The organism is Micromonospora sp. NPDC048842 (assembly GCF_040649935.1).
Lineage (GTDB): Bacteria > Actinomycetota > Actinomycetes > Mycobacteriales > Micromonosporaceae > Micromonospora > Micromonospora hortensis.
This window is the reverse complement of record NZ_JBEZGK010000005.1, coordinates 24,917-48,085: the sequence shown is the minus strand read 5'-3', so window position 1 is coordinate 48,085 and position 23,169 is coordinate 24,917. Positions and strand designations below refer to the sequence as shown.

Genomic DNA, 23,169 nt, shown 5'->3' with positions numbered 1-23,169 from the left:
GCGCACGACTCGTACGGCGTCGCCAGGATCAGCGGTAACCGGCGGTCACCACGCTGGCCTGCACGGCGCTCTCGGTCGCGTCGGACGGATAGCCCGCGACCATCGCTCCCTCGTAGAAGGTGCCGGCGCTTAGGTTCGCGCCGCCGTCGGGCTTGCAGCAGTCGCCGCCGCTGCCCAGGATGATGGCGCCCTGCTTCTTCATCGGGCTGTAGCCCGGCGGGAGCGAGCCGTCGTACAGCGTGTAGAGGCTGCCAGCCTGCGCGTCGCTGCCCTTGATGGCGAACCGGGTCGTGCCGTTGTTCTTCAGCGTCGCGGTGACGAACTTGCTGGTGAACGCGCGCTGGTTCGGGTTCCAGGAGCTGCTGCCGCCCGGGAAGAGACCCCACTCGAGGTCGGCCTGCACCCAGGGCCCGCTGCCGGAGCAGCCGCCGAACCAGCACTGCTTGCCGAAGTTGATGGCGTCCATCGCGCCGGCGGCGTCGGCCTTCCTGGTCGTCTCGCTGTTGCCGTAGTCGAAGCAGCAGCCGCTGTTGACGTGGGTCCCGCTGGTGACCATGTACATGCCCTCGGGTGCCGCGCCGGTCGGCACGCCGGTGAGGTGCCCGTCGCGCCAGTAGCTGTTACCGGGATTGATGTAGAGCGAGTACGCCTTCGCGCCGCCCACTGTCAGCGACTCCGAGGTTGCGATCGCCGGCTTGCTCTGCGGGGAGCCCGGAACGACGCTCGAACCCTGGTACCAGAGGTCGTTGCCGCGCCCGGACTGGTCGAAGACGACAGTGATCACGCAGGACGTGCCAGAGCAGAACGAGTCCTGCGTCGCCGCGTTGGCGGTGCCGCCGGTGCCCGTCAGCCCGATGTTGCGGGTCGTGTTGTCCGACGAGCGTCGGACCTGGTAGAGGTTTCCGGCGTACGCCTCGTAGAGCGCCCGCGTGGTGCTGTGCGCCGCGATGCACGGGGTGCCGCCGGAGGCGTAGATGTCGCACGGACGCGCGCCGGTCGGCGGGTTGGTCGGCGGCGGGGTGGTGGTCGGCGAGGCCCACTGCTGGTTCGCGCCGCCGTTGCAGGCCCAGAGGATGATTTTGGTGCCGTTCGCGGTGGCGGCGGCGTTGGCGTCGAGGCACAGCCCGGACTGCACGCCGGTGATGGTGCCGTTGCTGTTGACGTTCCACTGTTGGTTGTTCTGGCCGTTGCAGTCCCAGATGATCACCTGGGTGCCGTTGGCGGTGCCGCGGCCGGAGGCGTCCAGACACTTGTTGCCGTACGCCTGGATTTGCTTGGTGGACGTCCAGGTCCAGCTCTGGCCGGCGCTGCCGTTGCAGTCCCAGAGTTGCGTCTGGGTGCCGTTCGTGGTGCTGGAGTTGGGCACTTCGAGGCAGCGGCCGGACGGCGTACCGACGATCGGGGTGCTCTGACCGACGACGATGGCGGCAGCCGAGACGGGTGCCGCGGCGGCGGAAAGTGATGCGCCTTGTAGGGCGCCGACGCCGACGAGCACTCCGACCAGCGCGGCCGCCAGGGCGGCCAGACGTCGGGTGCGATGACGTCTCGGGACGAGATCACGGGCTGTTCCTGGCCCGGTGGGGGACGGGGTTCGCACGAGGTGGCTCCTCGGAGTCGTGGAAGCGCGGTGGGGGTGTCGACGCGCCACGGGGGTGATGGCGATGGCGAATCGATTCGCAGCGAATCGTATGACCTTTAATTAATTTATGTCAATGAATGCGGTGGCGAGGTGGTGTGCTGGCCATTGGGCGGACGGCCAGCACACCACCTCCCCCGGGACGCCTACCGCCCCAGGAGCCGCCACGTCTGGTTCAACGGGCTGCCCTGATTGACCGCCCTGCAGGTCCACTGGTGGACCAGCGCGCCGGCCGCCGTGGAGACCGCGTTGACATCGACGCACTTGCCACTGTGCCGGGCGACGAGTTGGTAGTCGTGCGAGTCGTTGCCCGAGTAGGTCACCTTTCGCAGCGTGAACTGCTGGTTGAGGCTGTTCAGGCAGGTCCACTGGTGCACCGCCGCACCGTCGGCGGTGGAGACGCCGCTGACGTCGAGGCACTTGCCGCTCTGCTGGTTGACCACCGTGAAGGTGTTCGCCACTCCGGTTACCGGGCGGAAGTTCCAGAGCTGCTGGTCACCACCGTCGCAGTAGTTCTGCTGTTGGACGTTGCCGTCGGCGGTGCTCAGGCCGGCGTTGTTCAGGCACTGCTGGGAGTGCTGGGCCACCGCCACCGACTGGAAGCCACCGTCCGAGGGAGGCAGCAGCGTGACGGTGTACGTGTCGGTCTGGTTGGTGTACGGCACCGTCACAGTGGCGTTGTTGTTCGACACCCCGACCACGCTGTTCGAGACCGTGACCGGCCCCGCCACCGCGCCGCCACCGTTGTGCGGGATGCGTTGGGTGAGGACCCGGACCTGGTTGTTCTGGACGATGCCGCTCGTGGTGTCCAGGCGTTGCAGGTTGACTGTCAGGTTCCCGGTGGTACGACCACCGCCGATGAGCACCTTCGCCACCCCGGCGGCCTTCGTGGCGTACGCGTCGTACGACTGGCTGGGGGTCACCGCGACGATCTCCCCGACCTGGGAGGCGTAGTAGCGGTAGTTCCACCACTCCCCCTTGGGCTGGTGCTGGCCGGCCGAGTTACGGATCAACAGGTTGCCGAGGTCGTTGTGCAGGCTGCCGCCGCTGGCCCAGTTCGCCCGCAGGCCGTCGGCCCGGGCCCGCTCCAGCCGTGCGATGTACCAGGCGCCGTCGGCCGGGTTCTGCTCGTCGGGCGCGCCGTACTCGTTGATCTGGTACGGACGCGGGTGGGCGATGCCACGCGGGTCGAGGGTGGCGTTGGCGGCGGCGACGTTCGCGACCGGGTCGCCGGGCAGCGAGTGCCAGCTGATGATGTCCGGCACCGTGTTCGTCGAGCGGACGAAGTCCAGGTACTGGTTCCAGAAGGCGTGGTTGGTCGACGGTACGCAGGCGCAGCTCGGCCCGACGATGAGCTGGCTGGGGAACTCCGCCCGGATGCGCTGGTAGGTCCGCCGCCACAGTTCGAGGTACTGGGAGATCGGCCTGTTCCAGAAGATGGTGATGTTGGGTTCGTTCCAGATGTCCCACTGCACCGACAGGCCCGAGGCCCGGACGTCGTTGATCAGGCGGGTCAGGAAGTTGTCGTAGTCGGTCCAGTTGCCGTTGTCACCGGGGAAGCGGGAGATTCCGGCGCCGTCGGCACCCCAGAGGTCGTGCGGCAGGATGATGAACTTCCCGCCGAGGGCTGTGGTGCGACGCGCCTGGGCGACTGTGGAGTTCCAGCGGCGGTCGTAGGTGCCGCCGACCCAGCCACTGCCCGGGAGCTGCGCGCCGCCGGCGCGCATGTACTGGAACTTGACGTCCCGGTAGAAGTGGTCGGCCGGACCGCTGGCGTTCTCGGTCATGCCGTAGATCCAGCCGGAGGCGCGGTAGGTCGGCGCACCGTTGGTGGTGGCGAAGTTGACGCTGATCGACTCGTCGGCGGCCTGCGCGGGGGACGGGACGACGGTGACTGCGGCAGCGGCGGCGAGCAGGCCGACGACGAGGCGGGCCACGAACACGCGGGCTCGTCCTGACCTGCTGCGGGACGGGGTTTTCACGGGCGGCTCCTTGGTGGGGCGCGGGGGACGCTCTCCGGAGGGCAGCACTTGCGAATCGATTCGCACGGATCGTAGGGCCGGGAACTGAACCATGTCAATGAAGTGCCGGCGCGGTGACGCCCGTGTTGCCCAGCGAACCTCCCGGATCGACCAACTGACCCTTGACCCCCGGGTATGGCCAGACCTATCTTCGGGCGAACCGATTCGTCGAATCGATTCGCCGCGTGGTTGGACTGTTTCGAGCCGCGACGATCACCGACACACCCCCACCTGACGATCGATGCGAAGTGAGGCACCACATGACCGGACTCAGTCGTCGGCGGCGCCTGGCCGCCGTCGCCGTGATAGCTCTCGCCGCCGTGACGGGCAGCGCCTGCTCGTCGTCAGCCGACGGTGGCGCCGACGGTGGCGCCTACCTCGTCTGGGACCCGTATCCGCAGTTCGCCGACGACTCCGAGTGGGTCGCGCTGCTCAAGAAGTGCGGCACCTCCGCCGGGGTGACTGTCGAGCGGACCGGCTACGACACCACCGACCTGACCAACAAGGCGCTGCTCGCCGCCCAGCAGGGAAACTCACCGGACGTGCTGATCGTGGACAACCCGGTCATCTCCACTCTTGCCGAAGCCGGTGCGCTCACCACCACCGACGACAACAAGCTGGACGTCTCGGCCATGGAAAAGAACCTGCTCGGCGCAGGCCAGAGCGGGGGCAAGACCTACGGGGTGCCGATCGGGGCGAACACCCTCGCCCTCTACTACAACAAGGATGTGCTCACCTCCGCCGGCGTCGATCCCGCCGCCGTCAAGGACTGGACCTCACTGACCGCGGCACTGACCAAGGTCAAGGCCAAGGGCAAGAAGGGCATCACCTTCTCCGCGATCGGCACCGAGGAGGGCAGCTTCCAGTTCCTGCCCTGGTTCTGGGGGTCGGGCGCCCAACTGACGAGTCTCGACTCGCCGCAGGCGGTGTCCGCGCTGACGCTCTGGACCGACTGGCTCAAGCAGGGCCACGCCCCGAACTCCGTCATCAACAACACCCAGACCACGAGCTGGCAGGAGTTCGCCACCGGCGACTACGCGTTCGCCGAGAACGGCACCTGGCAACTGGCCAACGCGGAGAAGCTCGGCTTCTCGTACGGCACTGTCGCGATCCCGGCCAGCGCGGGCGGCCCGGCCCCGGCGCCCACCGGCGGTGAGTTCGTCTCCATTCCGGTGCAGAAGAAGACCGGCCGGTACGAGACGTCGCAGAAGCTCGTCACCTGCCTGACCAACGCCGACAACCTCCTCACCACTGACACCACGCTCTCCTACGTCGCGCCCGTCGCCGCCGTACAGGATCGGCAGGCCACCGCGGACCCCAAGCTCAAGGTCTGGGTGGAGGCGGTCCGGGCAGCCAAGGGCCGCACCGGTGACGACCTCGGCACGAAGTACCCGAAGATCTCCGAGGCGCTGTGGACCGCTGTGCAGTCGGCACTCAGCGGCGGGAAGTCGCCACAGGAGGCGCTCGCCGCCGCGCAGACCGCCGCCACTACCAGGTAAGCGATCCGAAGCGACACCATGCCCTCCACGACAGAGACCAACACCGCCGTACGAGACCACTGTGGGGCGGCGACCGCCGCCCCACCCGGGCCTCCCCCGTCCCGTGCCCGCCGGCCCAGCCGATGGTGGGCTTGGGGCTTCCTGGCACCTGTGACCATCTACCTGGCGGCCTTCTACGCCTACCCGCTCTACCGCAACGTCGAGTTGAGCCTGCGCGAGTACACCGTCCGCTCGTTCGTGCAGGGCGGAGCACCCTTCGCCGGCCTCGACAACTACCGGACCGTCCTGACCGACCCGGCATTCGGGCCGACACTGACGCACACAGTGGTCTTCACAGTGGCCTCGCTCGCCTTCCAGTTCACCATCGGCATGGCCCTTGCCCTCTTCTTCTACAAGCACTTCCCCCTGTCGCGCACGCTGCGGGCACTGATCCTCGTACCGTGGCTGCTGCCGCTGATCGTCTCGGCATCGACCTGGTCGTGGCTGCTCAACAGCGACTCGGGGCTGGTCAACACGGCGCTCGGCGTCGTCGGGATCGACCCGGTCAACTGGCTCACCTCACCGGGCTGGTCACTCACCTCGGTGATCATCGCGAACGTCTGGATCGGCATCCCGTTCAACCTGGTGGTGCTCTACAGCGGCCTACAGGCGATCCCGACCGAGATGTACGAGGCGTCAGCACTCGACGGCGCGACGGGGTGGCAGCGGTTCTGGGGAATCACCTTTCCGTTGCTGCGTCCCGTCTCCCTGATCACGCTGCTGCTGGGGCTGATCTACACGCTGAAGGTCTTCGACATCATCTGGATCATGACGAAGGGCGGCCCGACCGGCTCCTCGGCAACGCTTGCCACCTGGTCGTACCGGCTCGGCTTCGGCAACCTGCTGCCCGAGTTCGGCCCGGGCGCGGCCATCGGCAACCTGCTCATCGTGCTGGCTCTGATCGCCGGCCTCGTCTACATCCGGATCGAGCGGAGGCAACAGCTGCGATGACCACCTCGACGCCTCGGGCCTGGTGGAAGACCGGCGTCGGCCTGGTGCTGACCGGGCTGATGCTCTTCCCCGTCTACTGGATGATCAATGTGTCCTTCACCCGGGACCAGGACATGCGGGCCAGTCCCCCGCACCTGTTCCCCACCAACGGCACCCTGGACGGCTACCGGGCGGTGCTCGACCAGCAACTGCCCTACCTCGGCACCAGCTTCCTGGTCGGCCTCGGCACCGTGGTGCTGACCGTGGCGCTGGCCGCCCCCGCCGGTTACGCGCTGGCGAAGCTCCGGCCACCCGGCGGCCCGGCGCTGAGTTTCCTGCTGCTGATCGCGCAGATGATCCCGGGAATCATCATGGCGATGGGCTTCTACGCCATCTACCTCACCCTCGGCGTCCTCAACACGCTGCCCGGCCTGATCCTGGCCGACACGACCCTCGCGGTGCCGTTCGCTGTCCTGATCTTCACGGCGTTCATGTCCGGCATCCCCGACGAGCTGCTCCAGGCCGCCGTGGTCGACGGCGCCAGTCGGCTGCGGGCCTTCTGGTCGGTAGTGCTGCCGGTCAGCCGCAACTCGATCGTCACTGTGTCGCTCTTCGCGTTCCTGTGGTCCTGGTCGGACTTCATCTTCGCCTCGACCCTGGCCGGCGGCGGCGACTACCAGCCGATCACCCTCGGCATCTACCACTACATCGGCAACAACAACCAGCAGTGGAACGCCATCATGGCCACCGCCGTCGTCGCCTCGATCCCCGCCGCCGTGCTGCTGATCCTGGCCCAGCGGTACGTCTCGATGGGCGTGACCGCCGGCGCCGTCAAGGACTGACCATCCGCGGCGGTCGAGGACCGACCACCCGCACCACAGAAAGGCACTCGCCACCCATGACCGTCGCCCCGTCCGGTCCGGAGTTCTCCATCCAGGACATCCCGTTCAGCTACCGCGGATCCTGGTTCAACATCTCCCCGGTGGTAGCCGAGAAGACGTATGCCGACGACCTGCACCTGGTCTCGCACCAGACCGGGCTGCACCCCGTGCTGCGGCTCACCCCCACCGTCGCCGGCACCACTGTCGTTGCCACGCCCGCGTTGCTGACCTGGCACAACGGGGCCGACCGGATCGAAGCCGTCTACGACGGGCCGGACACTCTGCGGATCCGGGGCCACCGGCTCGGCCTGCGGGTGGCCGCTGCCGCGCACACCCTCACCCCCTTCAGCGGCACCTACCTGTACGCCGACCCGGTCGACGGATCACACGTGTTCACCTCGTACGAGACCGGTCGCCGCTACCGGATCACCGTGCTCTCCGGCGCACTGCCGCGGACCGACGGCGCGCAGGCGCTCGGCAGCGCCGAAAGATCCCTGGACCTTCCCGGCGACCAGCCCTGGGAGATCGCGGTCGAGGAGTACGCCACTGCCCGCCGCCCGTACGCCGGTTCCGTCACCTTCGAGCAGTTGTGCCGCGATCGCTTCGCGGAGTTCACCGCGTTCGTCGACGCGATAGCGCCCTGGCGCGGCCCCGAGACCCCGGCCGCCGAGCTGGCCGCGTACGTCCTGTGGTCGGCCACTGTCGCCCCGGCGGGTTTCGTCACCCGGCCGGCCGTCCTGATGTCCAAGCACTGGATGGACAAGGTGTGGAGCTGGGACCACTGCTTCAACGCGATCGCCCTGGCGGCCGGCGAGCCGGAGTTGGCCTGGCACCAGTTCCAGTTGCCCTTCGACCACCAGGACGAGGCCGGCGCCCTCCCCGACTCGGTCACCCACTCGGAGGTCCTGCACAACTACGTCAAGCCTCCCATCCATGGCTGGGCCCTCCGGCACCTGCGCCGACGCCTTCCCCAGCCGCCGGACCGGGCGGCGCTGGCGCAGACGTACGACAGGCTCGCCCGCTGGACCGGGTTCTGGCTCGACGCGCGACGCGCCCCCGGCCACGACCTGCCGCACTACCAGCACGGCAACGACAGTGGCTGGGACAACGCCACCACCTTCGACGACAACAGGGTCCTCGAGACGGCTGATCTCGCCGCGTTCCTGGTCTCGCAGCTCCGCTGCCTCGCCGACCTCGCCACCGAGCTGGGTGAGCCCGCCACCCGCTGGTCGGAGGAGGCCGACCGGATCCACGGGGCGATGCTGCGCGACCTGTGGGACGGCGAACGCTTCTGCGCCCGGGACCCCCACACCGGGCAGCGGCGCACCAGCCGCAGCCTGCTCGACCTGATGCCCGTGGCACTCGGGGCCGACCTGCCCGCCCCGGTCGCCGCTGCGCTGGCGCGCGGCGTCGAAACGCACCTGACCACGCACGGGCTGGCCACCGAGCCGACCGACTCGGCGCACTACCTCGCCGACGGCTACTGGCGTGGCCCGATCTGGGCGCCCTCCACAGTCCTGGTCGAGGACGGCCTGCGCCGGGCCGGGCAGACCAGGATCGCCGACGACATCAGTCGGCGGTTCCTCGCGCTGTGCGAGAAGTCCGGCTTCGCGGAGAACTTCGACGCCGAGACCGGCACCGGGCTGCGGGACCGTGCCTACACCTGGACCGCCAGCAGCTACCTCATCCTCGCCGCCGCCCAGGAGGAACGGCGGGTCAGGGGCGGGTAGCGCCGTCGGATCAGCGGCCGCGGACCGGGCCGGTGCTGGAACGCAACGAGATGGGCGGGCTGTACAGGCGGTGTCGCGGCACGGCATCGGGTGCCGCGATGATCTCCAGAAGAAGCGACACCGCCTCGGCGCCCATCTCGACCATCGGCACGTCGGCGGCGGTCAGCGGCGGGCGGAAGTCCTCCGCCCAGTGCTGCGCGGCGACTCCGGTGACGGAGAAGTCGCGTGGCACTGACAACCCTGCGCCGGTCAACGCGCGCTGCATTCCGGGCAGTGCGGCCTCGTTGATGGTGGCCACCGCAGTGACCTCCGGATGCGTCGCCAGCAGTTGCTCCATACACGCCTCGCCGGAGGCGGTGTCGTCGCCGCTGCAGACCTCCACGCCGGTCAACCCCCGCTCCACCGCCGCTGCCCGAAAACCGGTCAGCGCGCGATGGCTGGGGCCGTACCCGGCGGCCACCAACTCGGCGGACCGGTTCACGAGTGCCACGTGCCGGTGCCCCAGGTCGGCCAGGTGCTGCACGCACCGGGCGATCAGCCCGGCGTAGTCGATGTCGATCCAGCTCATCCCGTGCGGCTCGGCAGTCCGGCCGATGGTGACGAACGGCAGCCCGGCCTTGGTCAGTCGGGTCACCCGGTCGTCGGCCAGCCGGATCTCCATGAGGACCACGCCGTCCACCCGACGCCCGGTGACGATCCGCTCGAACGACCGGTCATGGTCGCCACCGGAGGGGGACAGCAGCACGTCGAGGTCGTGGCGGGCCGCGGCCTCGACGACGCTGGCGACGAAGCCCAGCTGCATGTCGGTCAACCGCTGGCTCGCTGGCGGGATGACCAGCCCGAGGGTGCGGGTGCGCCCCTCCTTGAGAGCACGGGCGCTGGCGTTCGGCCGGTAGTCCAACTCGTCGATGACCGACTGGATCCGTTGCCGGGTCGCCTCCGACACGCTGCGTTTTCCGCTGAGCACGTAGGAAACGGTGCTGCGGGACACCCCCGCCCGGCGAGCGATCTCCCCGATGTTCATCAATCGCCCTCGAATCGATTTTTGCCCCGATACGGGGACGCACCGTGCTCCGCCGACCAGCATATCCGTCCTCAGGCTCGTCGATCGATGACCAACGCGTGCCAACTAGCGCTTATAGATGGACGACCATTAATGTCACAGGTATGACGTGTGACGTCAATTCCAGCACCGCACACCACTCCCGCCACGCACCCGAAAGGATCCGATGAACGTGAAGAGAAAACTGGGTCGCCTGATGGCCGCCGTCGGGACCCTGTTCGTCCTCGTCGTCGGCGCCGGCGCCTATGTGGTCTCGGACGCGCCGGGCGTCGCCCACGCCGCCGGCACGGGTCCGTGTGACATCTACGCCTCCGGCGGCACGCCGTGCGTGGCCGCGCACAGCACCACCCGCGCGCTGTACGGCGCGTACAACGGCCCGCTCTACCAGGTCCGACGATCGTCGGACAACACCACCCGCGACGTCGGCGTGCTCAGCGAGGGCGGCTACGCCAACGCCGCCACCCAGGACACGTTCTGCGCCAACACCAACTGCGTCATCACGATCATCTACGACCAGTCCGGCCGCAACAACCGTCTGACCCAGGCGCCCCCCGGCTACTTCGTCGGCCCTGCCCCCGGCGGATTCGACAATCTCGCCGACGCGAAGGCGGCACCGGTCACCGTCGGCGGCCAGAAGGCGTACGGCGTCTACATCGCCCCCGGCACCGGCTACCGCAACAACAACACAAACGGTGTCGCGACCGGCGACCAGCCCGAGGGCATCTACGCGGTCGTCGACGGCACGCACTACAACCAGTGGTGCTGCTTCGACTACGGCAATGCGCAGACCAACAACCTCGCCGACGAGCGCGCCATCATGGAGACCGTCTACTTCGGCGCCAACAAGCAGTGGGGCTACGGGGCGGGGGCCGGCCCGTGGATCATGGCCGACCTTGAGTGGGGGCTGTTCTCCGGCGTCAACGCGGGCTACAACAACATCGCGTCGATCAACCACCGGTTCGTCACCGCCATGGTCAAGGGCGAGCCGAACCACTGGGCGATCCGGGGCGGCAACGCCCAGTCGGGCAGCCTGACGACCTACTTCGACGGGCCACGCCCCAACGGCTATCACCCGATGAAGAAGGAAGGCGCCATCCTGCTCGGCATCGGCGGTGACAACAGCATCACCGGTCGCGGCACCTTCTTCGAGGGCGTGCTGACCTCCGGCTACCCGACGGCGGCCACCGAGAACGCCGTCCAGGCCAACATCAACGCCGCCGCCTACGCCCCGGCCGGCGGCGGCAACCCGCAACAGAACGTCCAGGTCGTCGGCGCCCAGTCCAGCCGCTGCATCGACGTGCCCAACGGCAGCACCACCAACGGCACCCAGGTCCAACTCTGGGACTGCGTCGGCAACACCGCGCAGCGCTGGACCTACACCGCCGGCAAACAACTCCAGGTGTACGGCAACAAGTGTCTCGACGCCTCCGGCCAGGGCACCGCCAACGGCACCCAGGCCATCATCTGGGACTGCCACAGCGGCACCAACCAACAGTGGAACCTCAACTCCAACGGCACCATCACCGGCGTCCAGTCCGGGCTCTGCCTCGACGCCAACGCTGCCGCCACCGCGAACGGCACCAAGCTCATCCTCTGGGCCTGCAACGGCGGCACCAACCAGCGGTGGTCCACCCGCAGCTGACCCACCGCTAGATCGGTCGGTCGTGCCACCCTCGCGAGCCGTGCGAGGGCGGCACGACCGGCGACCCCACTCCGCCGATGACGGCCCTGCCGCTCCATCGCGCAACGTCGTTGCTTTATATATCGTGGTGCGATATATATCGTGTATGGACATCAGTGAGCAGACGTTCCTGATCCTCTCCGCCCTCGCCGACCAACCCCGGCACGGCTACGCCGTGGTGACGGAGGTCGACGAGATGACCGACGGCCGGATCCGGTTACGCGCCGGCACCCTCTACGGTGCCCTCGACCGCCTCGTCACCCAAGGGTTCATCGCCCCCGACCACGACGAGGTGGAGAAGGGCCGGCTGCGCCGTTTCTACAGACTGACCGACGCGGGTGCAGACGCCATCCGCGCCGAGAGCCGACGGATGGCCGACGCCGTCCGGCTCGCCGAGGAGCGCCTCAACAAGCGTGCCGCCCGCAACGCCCCGCGTCTCGGGGCCACCGGATGAGCCCGGACATGAGCCCTCTGGAACGACGCTATCGACGTCTGCTGCGCCTGCTACCGGCCACGCATCGCACAGCCCGCGGTGAGGAACTGCTTGGACTGCTTCTGGACCTCGACGACGGCCGTCGACACCCGAGCCCGCACGAGACACTGAACATCATCGCCCTGGCGATCCGGCTGCGGCTCACGACGCCCGTCACCACCGCGGCCCTCACCACCGGGCTCAGTGCCCTGCTCGTCGCCGCCGGCACCCGGCCCGCCGGTGACACACTGGACCTGTTCACCGGGGCCGTCCTCGCCACCGACATGCCGGCCGTCATCTCCAGTTGGCCGGAGTTGGTCGCTCTCGGCCTGCTGCCCCTCGCACCGCTGATCGCCTGGCTGTGCGGCGCGACCCGGACCGCCCTCACCCTGCAGGCGATGTTCCTGACGGTCACCGTTGGTTGGTTCGTCATCGACACGCTCAACGGCGCCGGCATGGGCGCCAACCTCGGCCAACAGCTCTTCGCGTACGCCGTACCGGTCTCTATCCTCGTCCTGCTCGCGATCGCCGCCCGCGAGCGGTGGACCGCGCCCCGGCCGCGCCTGTTCTGGTGGGCCCTCGTCCCGCTCGGGATCCTCGCCTGGAAAGGCACCGGAGAATGGGGACGCCACGGCGTCTACGTTGTCGACGCCGTGCCGACGGTGATCGGGATCCTCGCCGCCACCACCGCCGCTGTCGCCGCCGCATTCGCGGTCCGCCGTCACCGGCCCGCCGTCATCGTCGGCGTCGCACTCACCGGCTTCCTCGCCGGATGGCTCATCCCCGACCCACTGCTCGTCAATGGGGCGATGCGGCACTTCGACGGTCAGCCGCTACCGCTGGCGGTCCTCATCGCGGTGGCCGCAGCCACCATGACGGGCATCGGCCACCTCGCCCGTCGACCGATGAGCTCGTGACGCGCTGAACACCGGCTCCGGTCAGACGAGTGGCTACCGCAGCAGAACACGATCCGCTGCGGTAGCCAGGTCGCGGCGGTGTCACGAACAGGCGATCACTCGCGGCCCGGGCCGGGTAGGTTTCTCGGGGCTGGGCGAAAAGCGGGGGTCGCATGGTCAAGGGTTGGCACGGCTGGCTCGGTACGTTCAACGGCGTCGTCCTCATCACGGCGATCGTCCTGCCGTTGGCCGCCCTTGCGGTGTGGGCCCTGGCGCGCCGCCGACGTGCCGTCGGCGCCACGTCGGCGTGGCGGACGTCGCTGGCCGACGTCGGCATCGTGTACGGCACCGTCCCCTGGGTCTGGATGATCATGTTGCCGGGTGAGCAGGCCGGCGCCGTCTCCGGCCGGGTGACACTGGTGCCGCTGCGCGACCTGCTCACGATCTTCTCCGATGGGGGTCCGGTGACGGCGACGTTCCAGATCGTCGGCAACCTGCTGGTCTTCGCGGCCCTGGGGTTCTTCGCCCCGCTGCGGTTCCCGGCGCTGGCATCGGTGCCGCGGATCCTGGCCCTCGCGGCCGGCTGCTCGGTCCTGGTCGAGACCGCCCAGTACGTCCTGCGGCTGGACCGGGTGTCGTCGGTAGACGACGTCCTGCTCAACGCCGCGGGCGCCGGGCTGGCGGCGCTGGTATCCCGCCGCTGGTGGCGCGACACACCCGACAGGTCCACTGATCGTCGACCTCAGCCGGCCCCGGCAGCGGGACGCTGAGCGTCGGAGGGGGGAGCTACCATCCGCTCGTGATCGAGGAATTGATCAGGAGAGCGGCGGACGAGGACGACGACGCGATCGAGGAGTTGAGCGAGATCGCCGCTGCCGATCCGGAGAGGCTGTCGCCGTACCACGGGGCCCTGCTCGACCTCGACCTGCTGTGGCCCGCGACGTTGTACCGGTCGGCGGGCGCCGACGTGGTCGGCCGGGTCATCGAGCAGGTCGACGGCGGGCAGACGCCGGACCGACTCAACAATCTGCTCCTCATCCTGGCCCACAGCGCTCACCCGCTCGCCGAGGACGCCCTGCGTCGCTGGTCGACCCGCCCTCCGGCCGGCGCGGACGACCTGCACGTGGGGGTGCTGAGCTACGCGGCCGAGGGCGGTTGGACGATCGGCCCGGACGGCAACCGACGGGGCCTGTGCGCTGACGTCGCGTACCGGTGGGTCATGCGGGACACGCCCGCACCGGCGGACCGATCCGCCTGCCCCTGGTGCGCGTCGCCGCTCTGGGTCGCCGCCGACCTCGACACCTCCGACCCCGCCGTCGGTGCCGCGCTCGCCCACACCGGTTGGTCCGGCCGCCTCGTCATCGAGACCTGCCACTTCTGCGCCTGCTACGCGACGTTGTACAGCCGGGTCACGCCGGCCGGCACCACCGGCTGGTGCGCCGACAACACCCGGCCGAGCTATCTGGGCGGCGATGCCGGGCCGGAGGACCCGCCGACACTGCTCCCGGTTGCGGGGCCGGCACTGGCGAGCCCGTACCAGGCCAGTGCCTGGCACCAGGGCGGTTCCACGCTGGGCGGCCGACCGGACTGGATCCAGGACGCCGAGCACGCCGACTGCCCCGGGTGCGGGGAGCCGATGGACTACGTGGGTCTGCTCGGCGGCGCGGACCTGGACGAGTTCGGCGAGGGCGCCTACTACCTGCACCTGCACCAGCCGTGCGGGTTCGCCGCGGTGAACTACCAACAGAGCTGACAGTCGATCAGGTGGACGGCTCTGCCAGCCGCTCCAGCCGCGCCAGACCATCCCAGCCGCGCTCGCGCATCAGACCCAGTAGTCGCTTCACCCGCGGGTCCGCCTCGACGGCCAGCGCATCCAGAAGGTCGAACGGTAGATCGTCCTGCGCCACCTCACCCAGGTCGATCTCGCCAGAGCGGTACGCCTGCTCGGGGAGGCTGGCCAAGATGTCGGCCGCCTCCACCAGACGCGCGTCGTCGGCCCTGAGGAGCGTGGCCAGGATCCTCACCACTGTGGTCTTGCCGGCACCGTTCGAGCCGAGCAGGGCGAAGATGCTGCCCCGCGCGACGTCGATGTCGACGCCGCGCAGCACCTTCAGCTGCTTGAACGACTTCTCCAGGCCGTGCACGTGGATCGCTGGCTGCTCGGCCTGAGCTGGCGTGTGCGAATTGCTCATGGCGGCAGCATGGAGGGTTGTCACCTCGTGTTGACCACCGTCGCGCACGCCGACCGCGGCACCGGCATCCCGCACTACGACAGCAAGCACCTGGTCGAGCGGCACCTGCGCACCTCGACAGTGCCCTGGACGATCATCGCGCCGGCCGCCTTCATGGACAATTACGCCAGTGGCTGGACGCTCGACGGTCTGGGCAGGGGCACCTTTGCCTGGCCGATGCCCGCCGACCGGCCGCTCACCCTCATCCCGGCTGTCGACATCGGCGCCTTCGCCACGCTCGCCCTCCAACGCTCGAGCGAGTTCGCCGGCCGACGCGTCGACATCGCCTCCGACGAACGCACACCCGCCCAGCTGGCCGAGATCCTCGCCGGCGCCATCGGCCGCCCGATCACCCACACGCAGGTGCCGCTGGCCCAGGTTCGACAGCGGTCCACCGACCTGGCGGCCATGTTCGACTACTTCAGCACGGTGGGCCTGACCGTCGACGTCGCCGCGCTGCGCCGCGACTACCCGGGGGTCGGCTGGCACAGCTTCGCGGACTGGGCCATCACCCAGGACTGGCCCGCCCTGCTGCCAGCGACGCGTGCGCGACCCTGACTCTTAACTCCGATGTCACCGCCCGATCCCACTGGTGACGTGTCGCTGTCCGCCCGAAGGAGTTGGCTGCCAGTCGTCGCACTACGTCTTGACCAGGAGTTGATCCACGTGCCTTCCTCTCGTCGTACCTTCCTCGCCAGCGGCGCCGCCGCCGGCGTCGGCCTTGCCGTCGCGGGCGGCCTGCCGTCCCTGGCCCAGGCCAGCCCGGCCCGGCCGCACCCGCCGGTGAAGCCCGGTAACGTGCCCTTCCCGCCGCTCGTGGACGACCCCAAGGGAATCCTGGCCCTGCCCAAGGGCTTCAGCTACACGGTGGTCACCCGTACCGGCGTCACCCGGCTCGACCGCGGCCAGGGCACCACCCCGTCGGACCATGACGGCATGGCCGTCTACGACGCCGGCCACGGCCGGTACACCTTGATCCAGAACCACGAGATCGACCCGGGCGCCGAGTTCGGCGTGCCGCACGTCAAGGGAACTGTCTACGACGCGGGCGCCGTCGACGCCGGCGGTTGCACCGTGATCAAGACCGACCTCGCCGGCCGCAACCTGGGTGAGTTCGTGGCACTTTCCGGCACCATCTCCAACTGCGCCGGCGGGCCGACCCAGTGGGGCACCTGGCTCACCTGCGAGGAGACCGAGGACCGGGCCGGCGACACGTGGGAAGAGGGCGGCCGGTCCGGCGTCTACCAGAAGGACCACGGCTACGTCTTCGAGGTGTGGGCCGACGGCAGCGCCGACCCGAAGCCGATCAAGTGCCTGGGCCGCTACTCCCACGAGGCCCTTGCCGTCGACAAGGACCGCACCCGGATCTACCTCTCCGAGGACGCCGACGAGCCCAACGGTCTCTTCTACCGCTGGACGGCGCCACACGGCGTCAAGCTGGGCCCGGGCGTGCTCACCCGCCTCGCGCCGAACGCCGGCGTTCTCGCCGCGATGCAGATCATCATGGATGACGGTTCGGTGCTGCCGGACGTCGCCTACCTGACCTCCGCCCAGCTGGGCCGCCCCTTCCCGGTCCGCTGGATCGAGGTACCGGACCGCGACGCGCGCACCAAGTCGGTACGCGAGCAGTTCGCCGACGGCCAGGTCACCCGCGGACGCAAGTTCGAGGGCGTGTGGGCCACCGACGAGGGCGTGTACGTGGTCAACTCCTACGCCTGGGACGAGGGTGACCTGCCGGCGGACGCGGCGCCGCACGACGGAATGGTCTGGTTCTACAACTACAAGAACCAGACCATCCAGCTGGTGACGTACTTCCCGCACCAGACCGCCTCGGAGGAGGGTGCGCCGGTCAAGTACACCGACCTCACCTTCGACGGCCCGGACAACGTGACGGTCACCCCGTGGGGAAGCCTCGTGCTCGCCGAGGACGGCACGGGAGCCTCGCACGTGCTCAGCACCATCCCGGGCGGGCCGACGTACGCGATCGCCCGCAACCAGCTCAACGACTCGGAGTTCTGCGGGCCGACCTTCAGCGCGGACGGCAAGGTGCTCTTCGTCAACATGCAGGACCCTGGCCTCACCCTGGCCATCACCGGTCCGTGGGAGAAGTACCTGGGCTGAGCGAGCCCGCAGGTGGGGGCCAGTCGATTTCGCCTGGCCCCCATCAGGCGCGGCCGCGCTCAGGAGACGCGCGGCAACGCCAGCCAGTCCTGCCAAGTGATGTCGCGGCCCAGATAGCGGGGCTGGCGGAACGGCCAGTCCGCGGCGATCCACTGCGGCACCAGCGCGTCGACGGCAGCCTCCACCTCGCTGCCCACCAGGTCGTCCACCACCCACCAGGAGACCTCGCCGTCGGAGCCGGTGCGCTCCGGCGGGTCGATGTAGACGCAGCCGAGGATCGCCGTCTCCCCCTCGTCCAGCAACGCGTAGTTGAACGACTGGTGCGCGGCTATCTCCTTCTCGTGCCGCAGCAGGTCGACGCGGTCCTCGTCGTACGTCATCGTCTCGCTGGGCCAGGCCCAGGCCGGGCCGAAGATCTCCCACAGGCGTTCGCGGGATCCCATCACGGCGGGGTAGTCGAGCGGGGTGTCCGCCTCGCGGATCGGCCGCAGGTGCAACGCGGTATCAGGCACCGGCACGTGGACGGGGTGGACGAACTCCTCGGGCAGCCAGGTCATGAGGGCCGAGGCTAGCGCCCCCGGCAGGAGCCCGGCAGCCTAGTCGAGACAGAACTCGTTGCCCTCGACGTCCTGCATGTTGAGGCACGACTCGTTCTCGCCGTCGGCGAGCAACAACTGCCCGCGTACCGCGCCGAGCGGGATCAGCCGTGCGCACTCGGCCTCGAGGACGGCCAGGCGCTCTTCGCCCACGAGCCCGGTGCCGACCCGCACGTCGAGGTGCACCCGGTTCTTGACGACCTTGCCCTCGGGCACCCGCTGGAAGTACAGCCGCGGGCCCACCCCCGACGGGTCACTGCACGCGAACCACGAACCCTGCTCGAAATTGACGTCGTCCCAGGTGGCTAACCCCTCCGGGGGCGGCGGCGGGACGTACCCCAACACCTCACACCAGAAACGACCGACGCGCACAGGCTCGGCGCAGTCGAAAGTCACTTGGACCTGCTTGACCGACATCCGTTCACCTTATGAGTCGCGCCGCCGCCGCTGTTTTCCGTACCCCTGCTCCTGACGCTAGGCGGTAGGGGTGACGCGCTGGCGTTGGTAGTGGCGGGCGGCCTTGGCGCGAGCGCCGCAGCCGTCCATCGAGCACCAGCGTCGGGTGCCGTTGCGCGACGTGTCGTAGAAGTGCAGGACACAGGCCGGGTTACCGCAGCGTCGGATGCGGTTGGGCTGCTGGCGTAGCAGGTCCAGGTAGTTGATGGCCGCTCGCCAGGAGGGTAGCCAGCCCGCGTCGACGTCAGGCTGCTCATGCACGGCACCCGCACGAAGCGTGTGGCGCGAGGCACCACGGGCGAGGATCGCGTTGACCCCCTGTTCGGCGGCCTCGTCGGGCTGTTCGAGGACGCGGCGCAGCGCCGAACGCGTCTCCCGCAACGGTGTCTCCACCGCTGCGGGGTCACCCTCCAGATGGTGTTCGGCGAGCCATCCCCGCAGCCCGTCCGGCTCGTCGAAGAGGTCGACCAGGCTGCCCCGCTCGACCCACTGGGTGTTGACCAGGTCCAGCGCGAGGGGTTCGCCCACCAGTGGCCGACGTGTCATGCCGCCAACCTTACCATCGTCCGCCGTTTGACAGGTTAGTCGTCGCGACGTATCTTCTTACCGGTAAAAGTCGTAACGATGGTTAGGTGACCCCTGGAAGGTACTCGTCATGCCACACCGCTACCTGCAGGAACTGACCACCGCGTCGGTGGTCGCCGCGCAACAGCGCTACGGCAGCCGGCCCGCCATCCAGCGCATGACCGCCAACTGGGACACGGATGCGACATTCAGTGACGAAGAGGCGGCTTTCATCACCGAACGCGACAGCTTCTACCTCGGCACTGTCGGCGAGAACGGTTGGCCGTACCTACAGCACCGCGGCGGCCCACCCGGCTTCCTGCACGTCCTCGACCCCGTCGACGGGCACAGCGTCCTCGGCTGGGCCGACCTGCGCGGCAATCGGCAGTACCTGTCGGTCGGCAACCTCGCCACGTCACCGCGGGTCTCGCTGCTGCTCATGGACTACGCCCACCAGCGCCGGCTCAAAATCATCGGCACGGCGCACGTCACCGACGCGCGGGACAGCGGGTTCGAGGGGCTGCTGGCAAGGCTGAGCGCGCCCGGACCAGCGGGCCGGGTCGAACGGTTGATCACCGTCAAGGTGCAGGGCTACGACTGGAACTGCCCCCAACACATCACGCCCCGCTTCACCGAGGCGGAACTCTCCGACGCGCTCGCGCCGGTACGCGACGAACTCGCTCGCCTGCGCGCCGAGAACCAGGCCCTGCGCGAGCAGGCGCGTCAACAACCAGGGAGAACACCATGAACAAGCTGACCGTACGCACCGTCGGCGGCCCCACTGCCGTCCTCGACTACGCGGGCCAACGCGTCGTGCTGGATCCGACCTTCGACGATCCGCGGACGTACCAGAACGGGCCGGTCACGGCCACCAAGTTCGCCGGCCCGAGCGCGGCGCCCACGGACCTCGACCCGGTCGACGTGGTGCTCGTGTCGCACGAACACCACATCGACAACCTCGACATCTCCGGGCGGGAGTACGCCCGCCGGGCCCGACGGGTGTTCACCACCACGGCGGGGGCGCCGAATCTCGGGCCACTGGCGACCGGCCTGCGGCCCTTCGAGTACGCCGAGGTCGGCGACGTGCGCGTCACAGCGGTTCCGGCGCTGCACGGTTCTCCGGAGATCGGCGTGGTCAACGGCCCGGTGATCGGGTTCGTGTTGGAGGCGGCCGGTTGGCCGACCGTCTATGTCAGCGGCGACAACGCCTCGCTGGATGTGGTGGCGGTCGTCGCGGAGCAGTTTCCGGCGATAGAGATCGCGATCCTCAACCTCGGCGCGGCCCAGATCGTGGCCCGCGGCGAGGCGTTCCTCACCCTGACCGCGGAACTGGCGGCCCGAGCGGCGACAGTGCTCGGCGTCCGGGCGGTCATCCCGGTCCATCAGGACGGCTGGGGGCACTACACCCAGGGCGCCGACGACGTCGTGCGGGCCTTCGAGGCCGCGGGCCTGACGGACGTGCTCGTCGACCTGCGACCCGGCGACTCAGCCACCGTCTGACCACGGCCTGCGGATATCTCACTCCACCTTGGTGAGAAGTGGTTTCCCCTTCTCGACGACGTACGTGGCCAGTTCGACAGCAACACCATCGCCGACGTTGCGGGCCTGGTGGTGCACACCGTACGGGACCGTGAGCGCGTCGCCGGGATTGCACACAATGGGTGGCTGCCCCTCCAGCCGATATTCGAGCGTTCCCTGCAGAACACAGATGATTTCCTCGCCGGGGTGGAAATGCTTGAACGGTGGCGAATCCGGGGTGAACTCCACCCGCGTCTGAATGACCTCTCGCCCGGGGATGCTGAGGTCGTGCCGTTGCAGATCGATCCGCCACAGCCCTGGTGCTGACTCCACCGCCGTGGGGCTGATCCCCTCGGGTCGATCCTTGGTGCTCATGACGGCCTCCTGTTAGCCGTCGGGCCGACGGCCATTACTCGGATTGGTGCATCCCCGTCGAGAATAGGGAGTCACAGACGATCGGGGGCGGGGATGCCGACACGGAGGTCCGCTTCCGCGAAGCGGGCCTGTGCCGGGCGCGTAATTCGGCTTGTGCTGTTCCCTGAGGACTGCTTCGCTGTTGCCCGTGACCGAGCTTCGTACGCCGCGACTGCGCCTGCACCCCATCGACACCGCAGAGGGGGAACGCATCGTCGGGCGGCGCGCCGGGGCCGGGGACGACTGGGCCGAGGACTTCCCTTTCGACGGCGACGTCCTCGGCGTGCGGGGCTTTCTCGCCGCCACCGCTGCCTACGGCGACCGACGTCCGTTCGGGCACTACCGGATCACCCGCACCGCCGACGGAAAAGCCATCGGAGGAATCGGTTTCAAGGGCCAGCCGGAGGACGGACGCATCGAGGTCGGTTACGGCCTCGCCGCGTCAGCCCGGGGAAACGGCTACGCGGCGGAGGCACTGGCCGCCCTGCTCGACCTCGCGACCGCGCACGGGCTGTCCTGCGTTGTCGCCGAGACCACCGGCGACAACGTCGCCTCCCGGCGGACCCTCGAACGTGCCGGCTTCCGGCACACCGGCACCAACGACGATCTCTACCGGTACGAGGTACTCCTCGGCGCCCCCTCGCGACCGACTCGGACGCGGTAGTCCGATCCGGCGGCGGCCCGCGGCAGCCGAGGTCACCGACGAGGCAGCAGCCCTCGATCGGTCATGTAGGCGCGCAACGTCTCGACATCCTCGGCGGACATCAGCCAGCGGGGGATCACGGTCGCCGGCATGCGGCCGACGTACACGACCCAGAAGTCTCCCGCGTCCCGCACCTGGGCAACCCCGTCCCAGGCGATGCCGCCGGACTCCGAGCCGCTGCGCATCATGATGTTGTCATCGGTGATGTCGTAGGCGCCCTCGACGGCGTAGCTGCCGGAACGGCGTCGGGCGCGAGCCAGCACCCACGGCCGGTACAGCATCGACAGCACGCCGGCCACTACCAGCGCGGTCCACAGCGGTGAACTCCGCTCGCCCCACCCGAAACCCCGCGAGACGACGAGACCGATGACCCCGACCGCCGTCAGGACCGCTCCGATGTAGCCGAATCTGCGGAGCCGGACGTTGCCGAGCGCAGCGGCCACCCGGCTCGGGTAGGCGGGATCGGCGGGGACGTCAAAACGGATGTGCACGCCAGAACGATAGTGCCTCCACCCGCCCCTGAAGTCGCCTTGCCCCGCCCCACCTGACAAGCCGCGGGCATCCTTGTGCGGCAGTCTGACGAGGTGAACGCCGACGACGTCCGAGTGCCCCGGGCCCAGGCGGGGTCGAGCCCGCAGCATTTGCTGACGACAGTGCTCGGCGAGTACCTCGACTCCTCCGACGCCGATCTGCCGTCGACGGCGGTCATCGCCATTCTGCGCGAGTTCGGGATCAGCGAGTCCAGCGCCCGTGCCGCGCTGTCCCGGCTGGTCAAGCGTGGTCTCATCGCGACGCGAAGGAAGGGCCGGTCGCCGGTCTACCACCTCACGCCGCAGGCGATCGCCAAGCACCGCTCCCGGATGCGGCACTTCCTGAACTTCGGCTCCCACCCGGCGCCCTGGACCGGCGAATGGGTGCTGGCCTCCTTCTCCGTTCCGAACGCCGGCCAGGCGTCTCGTCATGCGCTCCGCAGGTCGTTGACCGCACTGGGGTTCGTGGGCCTGTACGACAGTGTGTGGATCCGGCCGGGATCCGACGCGGCGCCGGCGCGGGAGGCGCTGCGCGATCTCCTGCACGACGTCGAGGGTGCCCGGTGGTCGGTCCTGCACGCCCGGTTCGACGAGGAGGCAGGACCACACGGGCCGGCCTCCGCGTACGACCTGACCAGTCTCGCCTCCGCGTACTCGATCTTCATCGAGCAGTACGCCGAGCTGCGGGCGGCCGCGCGCAACGGGGCGGTGGACCCGGCCCGGGCGCTGGTGGCTCGGACCTCCGCCATGGATTCCTGGCGTAAGTTCGCCGACGTCGACCCGGATCTCCCCCCGCACCTGCTGCCGGAGCCCTGGCCTCGCCAGGAGGCCAGGGAGACCTTCCTGGACATCCACACCACGCTCGGCTCGCTCGCTCAGGCGCGTCTGGTCGAGGTGGCGACGCCGCACTGGTCGGATGCCGGCTCGTGGATCACCCACTTCCAGGCGTCGAGGGATCCCTCGCGGCCGGAGCCGACCGGCGGAAAGCACGGCAACGGCCCACTCGCCGGCTGACGACGTCGCGGCCGGTCAGAGCCAGCAATGCATTGACACTTTTCGTTGCGACAGTGATAGTAACTGCACACAGCTCCCATCGGAGCGCCTGTAGGGACCGCGGCCGGGCGGTCGCCGGCGCCGAATGAGCGGGCAGTGGCGACCGAGGGCACGGCCGCCACCCAGGCCGCGACG

At 69.2% G+C, this 23,169-nt stretch carries 24 protein-coding genes; 15 read left to right on the top strand and 9 right to left on the bottom strand.

What is annotated here, in order from left to right; genetic code table 11:
• Positions 1–28 precede the first annotated feature (28 nt).
• Both AB0C19_RS09110 and AB0C19_RS09105 read right to left on the bottom strand, forming a co-directional pair.
• The gene (locus tag AB0C19_RS09110) at positions 29–1,597 is read right to left on the bottom strand and encodes an arabinofuranosidase catalytic domain-containing protein (RefSeq protein WP_357181782.1); all 1,569 of its coding nucleotides are present in this window, start codon (positions 1,595–1,597) and stop codon (positions 29–31) included.
• A 185-nt stretch (positions 1,598–1,782) separates the two neighbouring features.
• Entirely contained in the window at positions 1,783–3,618 is a 1,836-nt protein-coding gene (locus AB0C19_RS09105; protein ID WP_357181779.1) for an RICIN domain-containing protein, read from the bottom strand.
• A gap of 299 nt (positions 3,619–3,917) precedes the next feature.
• Between AB0C19_RS09105 and AB0C19_RS09100 the strand changes: the two genes are divergently transcribed.
• From AB0C19_RS09100 to AB0C19_RS09085, 4 genes are all read left to right on the top strand, one after another.
• Positions 3,918–5,156, top strand: a complete 1,239-nt coding sequence (locus AB0C19_RS09100; protein ID WP_357181776.1) for an extracellular solute-binding protein — start codon at positions 3,918–3,920, stop codon at positions 5,154–5,156.
• A gap of 150 nt (positions 5,157–5,306) precedes the next feature.
• Complete coding sequence (locus AB0C19_RS09095; protein ID WP_357181772.1) at positions 5,307–6,146, top strand: sugar ABC transporter permease; 840 nt, start codon at positions 5,307–5,309, stop codon at positions 6,144–6,146.
• A complete protein-coding gene (locus AB0C19_RS09090) occupies positions 6,143–6,967 on the top strand; it encodes a carbohydrate ABC transporter permease (RefSeq protein ID WP_357181769.1) in 825 nt (274 codons plus the stop codon). Before AB0C19_RS09095 ends, AB0C19_RS09090 begins: the two co-directional genes overlap by 4 nt.
• A 56-nt stretch (positions 6,968–7,023) precedes the next feature.
• Positions 7,024–8,736, top strand: coding sequence for a trehalase family glycosidase (locus AB0C19_RS09085; RefSeq protein WP_357181766.1), 1,713 nt, complete (start codon positions 7,024–7,026; stop codon positions 8,734–8,736).
• A gap of 10 nt (positions 8,737–8,746) precedes the next feature.
• On the opposite strand, the gene AB0C19_RS09080 is transcribed toward AB0C19_RS09085, so the two are convergent.
• Entirely contained in the window at positions 8,747–9,760 is a 1,014-nt protein-coding gene (locus AB0C19_RS09080; protein WP_357181762.1) for a LacI family DNA-binding transcriptional regulator, read from the bottom strand.
• Between the two features lie 205 nt (positions 9,761–9,965).
• Between AB0C19_RS09080 and AB0C19_RS09075 the strand changes: the two genes are divergently transcribed.
• From AB0C19_RS09075 to AB0C19_RS09055, 5 genes are all read left to right on the top strand, one after another.
• Positions 9,966–11,441, top strand: coding sequence for an arabinofuranosidase catalytic domain-containing protein (locus AB0C19_RS09075; RefSeq protein WP_357181760.1), 1,476 nt, complete (start codon positions 9,966–9,968; stop codon positions 11,439–11,441).
• 145 nt (positions 11,442–11,586) lie between these two features.
• Positions 11,587–11,934, top strand: a complete 348-nt coding sequence (locus AB0C19_RS09070) for a PadR family transcriptional regulator (RefSeq protein WP_357181757.1) — start codon at positions 11,587–11,589, stop codon at positions 11,932–11,934.
• An 8-nt stretch (positions 11,935–11,942) separates the two neighbouring features.
• The gene (locus AB0C19_RS09065) at positions 11,943–12,869 is read left to right on the top strand and encodes a hypothetical protein (protein WP_357181754.1); all 927 of its coding nucleotides are present in this window, start codon (positions 11,943–11,945) and stop codon (positions 12,867–12,869) included.
• Positions 12,870–13,021: 152 nt separating this feature from the next.
• Positions 13,022–13,618, top strand: coding sequence for a VanZ family protein (locus AB0C19_RS09060; protein WP_357181751.1), 597 nt, complete (start codon positions 13,022–13,024; stop codon positions 13,616–13,618).
• Positions 13,619–13,647: 29 nt separating this feature from the next.
• Positions 13,648–14,601 carry a hypothetical protein gene (locus AB0C19_RS09055; RefSeq protein WP_357181748.1) on the top strand — a complete coding sequence of 318 codons (954 nt, stop codon included), beginning with the start codon at positions 13,648–13,650 and terminating at the stop codon, positions 14,599–14,601.
• Between the two features lie 7 nt (positions 14,602–14,608).
• Here AB0C19_RS09055 and AB0C19_RS09050 read toward each other — a convergent pair whose 3' ends face one another.
• Positions 14,609–15,040 carry an ATP-binding cassette domain-containing protein gene (locus AB0C19_RS09050; RefSeq protein ID WP_357181746.1) on the bottom strand — a complete coding sequence of 144 codons (432 nt, stop codon included), beginning with the start codon at positions 15,038–15,040 and terminating at the stop codon, positions 14,609–14,611.
• Between the two features lie 27 nt (positions 15,041–15,067).
• Between AB0C19_RS09050 and AB0C19_RS09045 the strand changes: the two genes are divergently transcribed.
• The gene (locus tag AB0C19_RS09045; protein WP_357181743.1) at positions 15,068–15,637 is read left to right on the top strand and encodes an NmrA family NAD(P)-binding protein; all 570 of its coding nucleotides are present in this window, start codon (positions 15,068–15,070) and stop codon (positions 15,635–15,637) included.
• A 108-nt stretch (positions 15,638–15,745) separates the two neighbouring features.
• Entirely contained in the window at positions 15,746–17,200 is a 1,455-nt protein-coding gene (locus AB0C19_RS09040) for an alkaline phosphatase PhoX (protein ID WP_357181740.1), read from the top strand.
• A 59-nt stretch (positions 17,201–17,259) separates the two neighbouring features.
• On the opposite strand, the gene AB0C19_RS09035 is transcribed toward AB0C19_RS09040, so the two are convergent.
• The 3 genes from AB0C19_RS09035 to AB0C19_RS09025 are packed head-to-tail and all read right to left on the bottom strand — an operon-like array spanning position 17,260 to position 18,798.
• Positions 17,260–17,757 (bottom strand): N-acetyltransferase, encoded by a 498-nt coding sequence (locus AB0C19_RS09035; RefSeq protein WP_357181736.1) that lies wholly within the window; start codon positions 17,755–17,757, stop codon positions 17,260–17,262.
• A gap of 39 nt (positions 17,758–17,796) precedes the next feature.
• On the bottom strand, positions 17,797–18,213 hold the full coding sequence (locus AB0C19_RS09030; RefSeq protein WP_357181733.1) for a VOC family protein: 417 nt from the start codon (positions 18,211–18,213) through the stop codon (positions 17,797–17,799).
• 57 nt (positions 18,214–18,270) lie between these two features.
• Positions 18,271–18,798: a CGNR zinc finger domain-containing protein gene (locus AB0C19_RS09025; RefSeq protein ID WP_357181730.1), complete on the bottom strand. Its 528-nt coding sequence runs from the start codon at positions 18,796–18,798 to the stop codon at positions 18,271–18,273.
• A 109-nt stretch (positions 18,799–18,907) separates the two neighbouring features.
• On the opposite strand from AB0C19_RS09025, the gene AB0C19_RS09020 reads away from it, so the two are divergent.
• Both AB0C19_RS09020 and AB0C19_RS09015 read left to right on the top strand, forming a co-directional pair.
• Positions 18,908–19,564, top strand: coding sequence for a pyridoxamine 5'-phosphate oxidase family protein (locus tag AB0C19_RS09020; protein ID WP_357181727.1), 657 nt, complete (start codon positions 18,908–18,910; stop codon positions 19,562–19,564).
• Positions 19,561–20,316 carry an MBL fold metallo-hydrolase gene (locus AB0C19_RS09015; protein WP_357181724.1) on the top strand — a complete coding sequence of 252 codons (756 nt, stop codon included), beginning with the start codon at positions 19,561–19,563 and terminating at the stop codon, positions 20,314–20,316. The genes AB0C19_RS09020 and AB0C19_RS09015 overlap by 4 nt, the downstream gene beginning before the upstream one ends.
• A gap of 18 nt (positions 20,317–20,334) precedes the next feature.
• Here AB0C19_RS09015 and AB0C19_RS09010 read toward each other — a convergent pair whose 3' ends face one another.
• Entirely contained in the window at positions 20,335–20,709 is a 375-nt protein-coding gene (locus AB0C19_RS09010) for a cupin domain-containing protein (RefSeq protein WP_238686500.1), read from the bottom strand.
• Positions 20,710–20,896: 187 nt separating this feature from the next.
• Here AB0C19_RS09010 and AB0C19_RS09005 point away from each other — a divergent pair, with 187 nt between their 5' ends.
• Positions 20,897–21,412 carry a GNAT family protein gene (locus AB0C19_RS09005; protein ID WP_357181719.1) on the top strand — a complete coding sequence of 172 codons (516 nt, stop codon included), beginning with the start codon at positions 20,897–20,899 and terminating at the stop codon, positions 21,410–21,412.
• Between the two features lie 32 nt (positions 21,413–21,444).
• Here AB0C19_RS09005 and AB0C19_RS09000 read toward each other — a convergent pair whose 3' ends face one another.
• Entirely contained in the window at positions 21,445–21,942 is a 498-nt protein-coding gene (locus tag AB0C19_RS09000) for a YcxB family protein (RefSeq protein ID WP_357181716.1), read from the bottom strand.
• Between the two features lie 93 nt (positions 21,943–22,035).
• On the opposite strand from AB0C19_RS09000, the gene AB0C19_RS08995 reads away from it, so the two are divergent.
• Complete coding sequence (locus AB0C19_RS08995; RefSeq protein ID WP_357181713.1) at positions 22,036–22,995, top strand: PaaX family transcriptional regulator C-terminal domain-containing protein; 960 nt, start codon at positions 22,036–22,038, stop codon at positions 22,993–22,995.
• Positions 22,996–23,169: the final 174 nt, after the last annotated feature.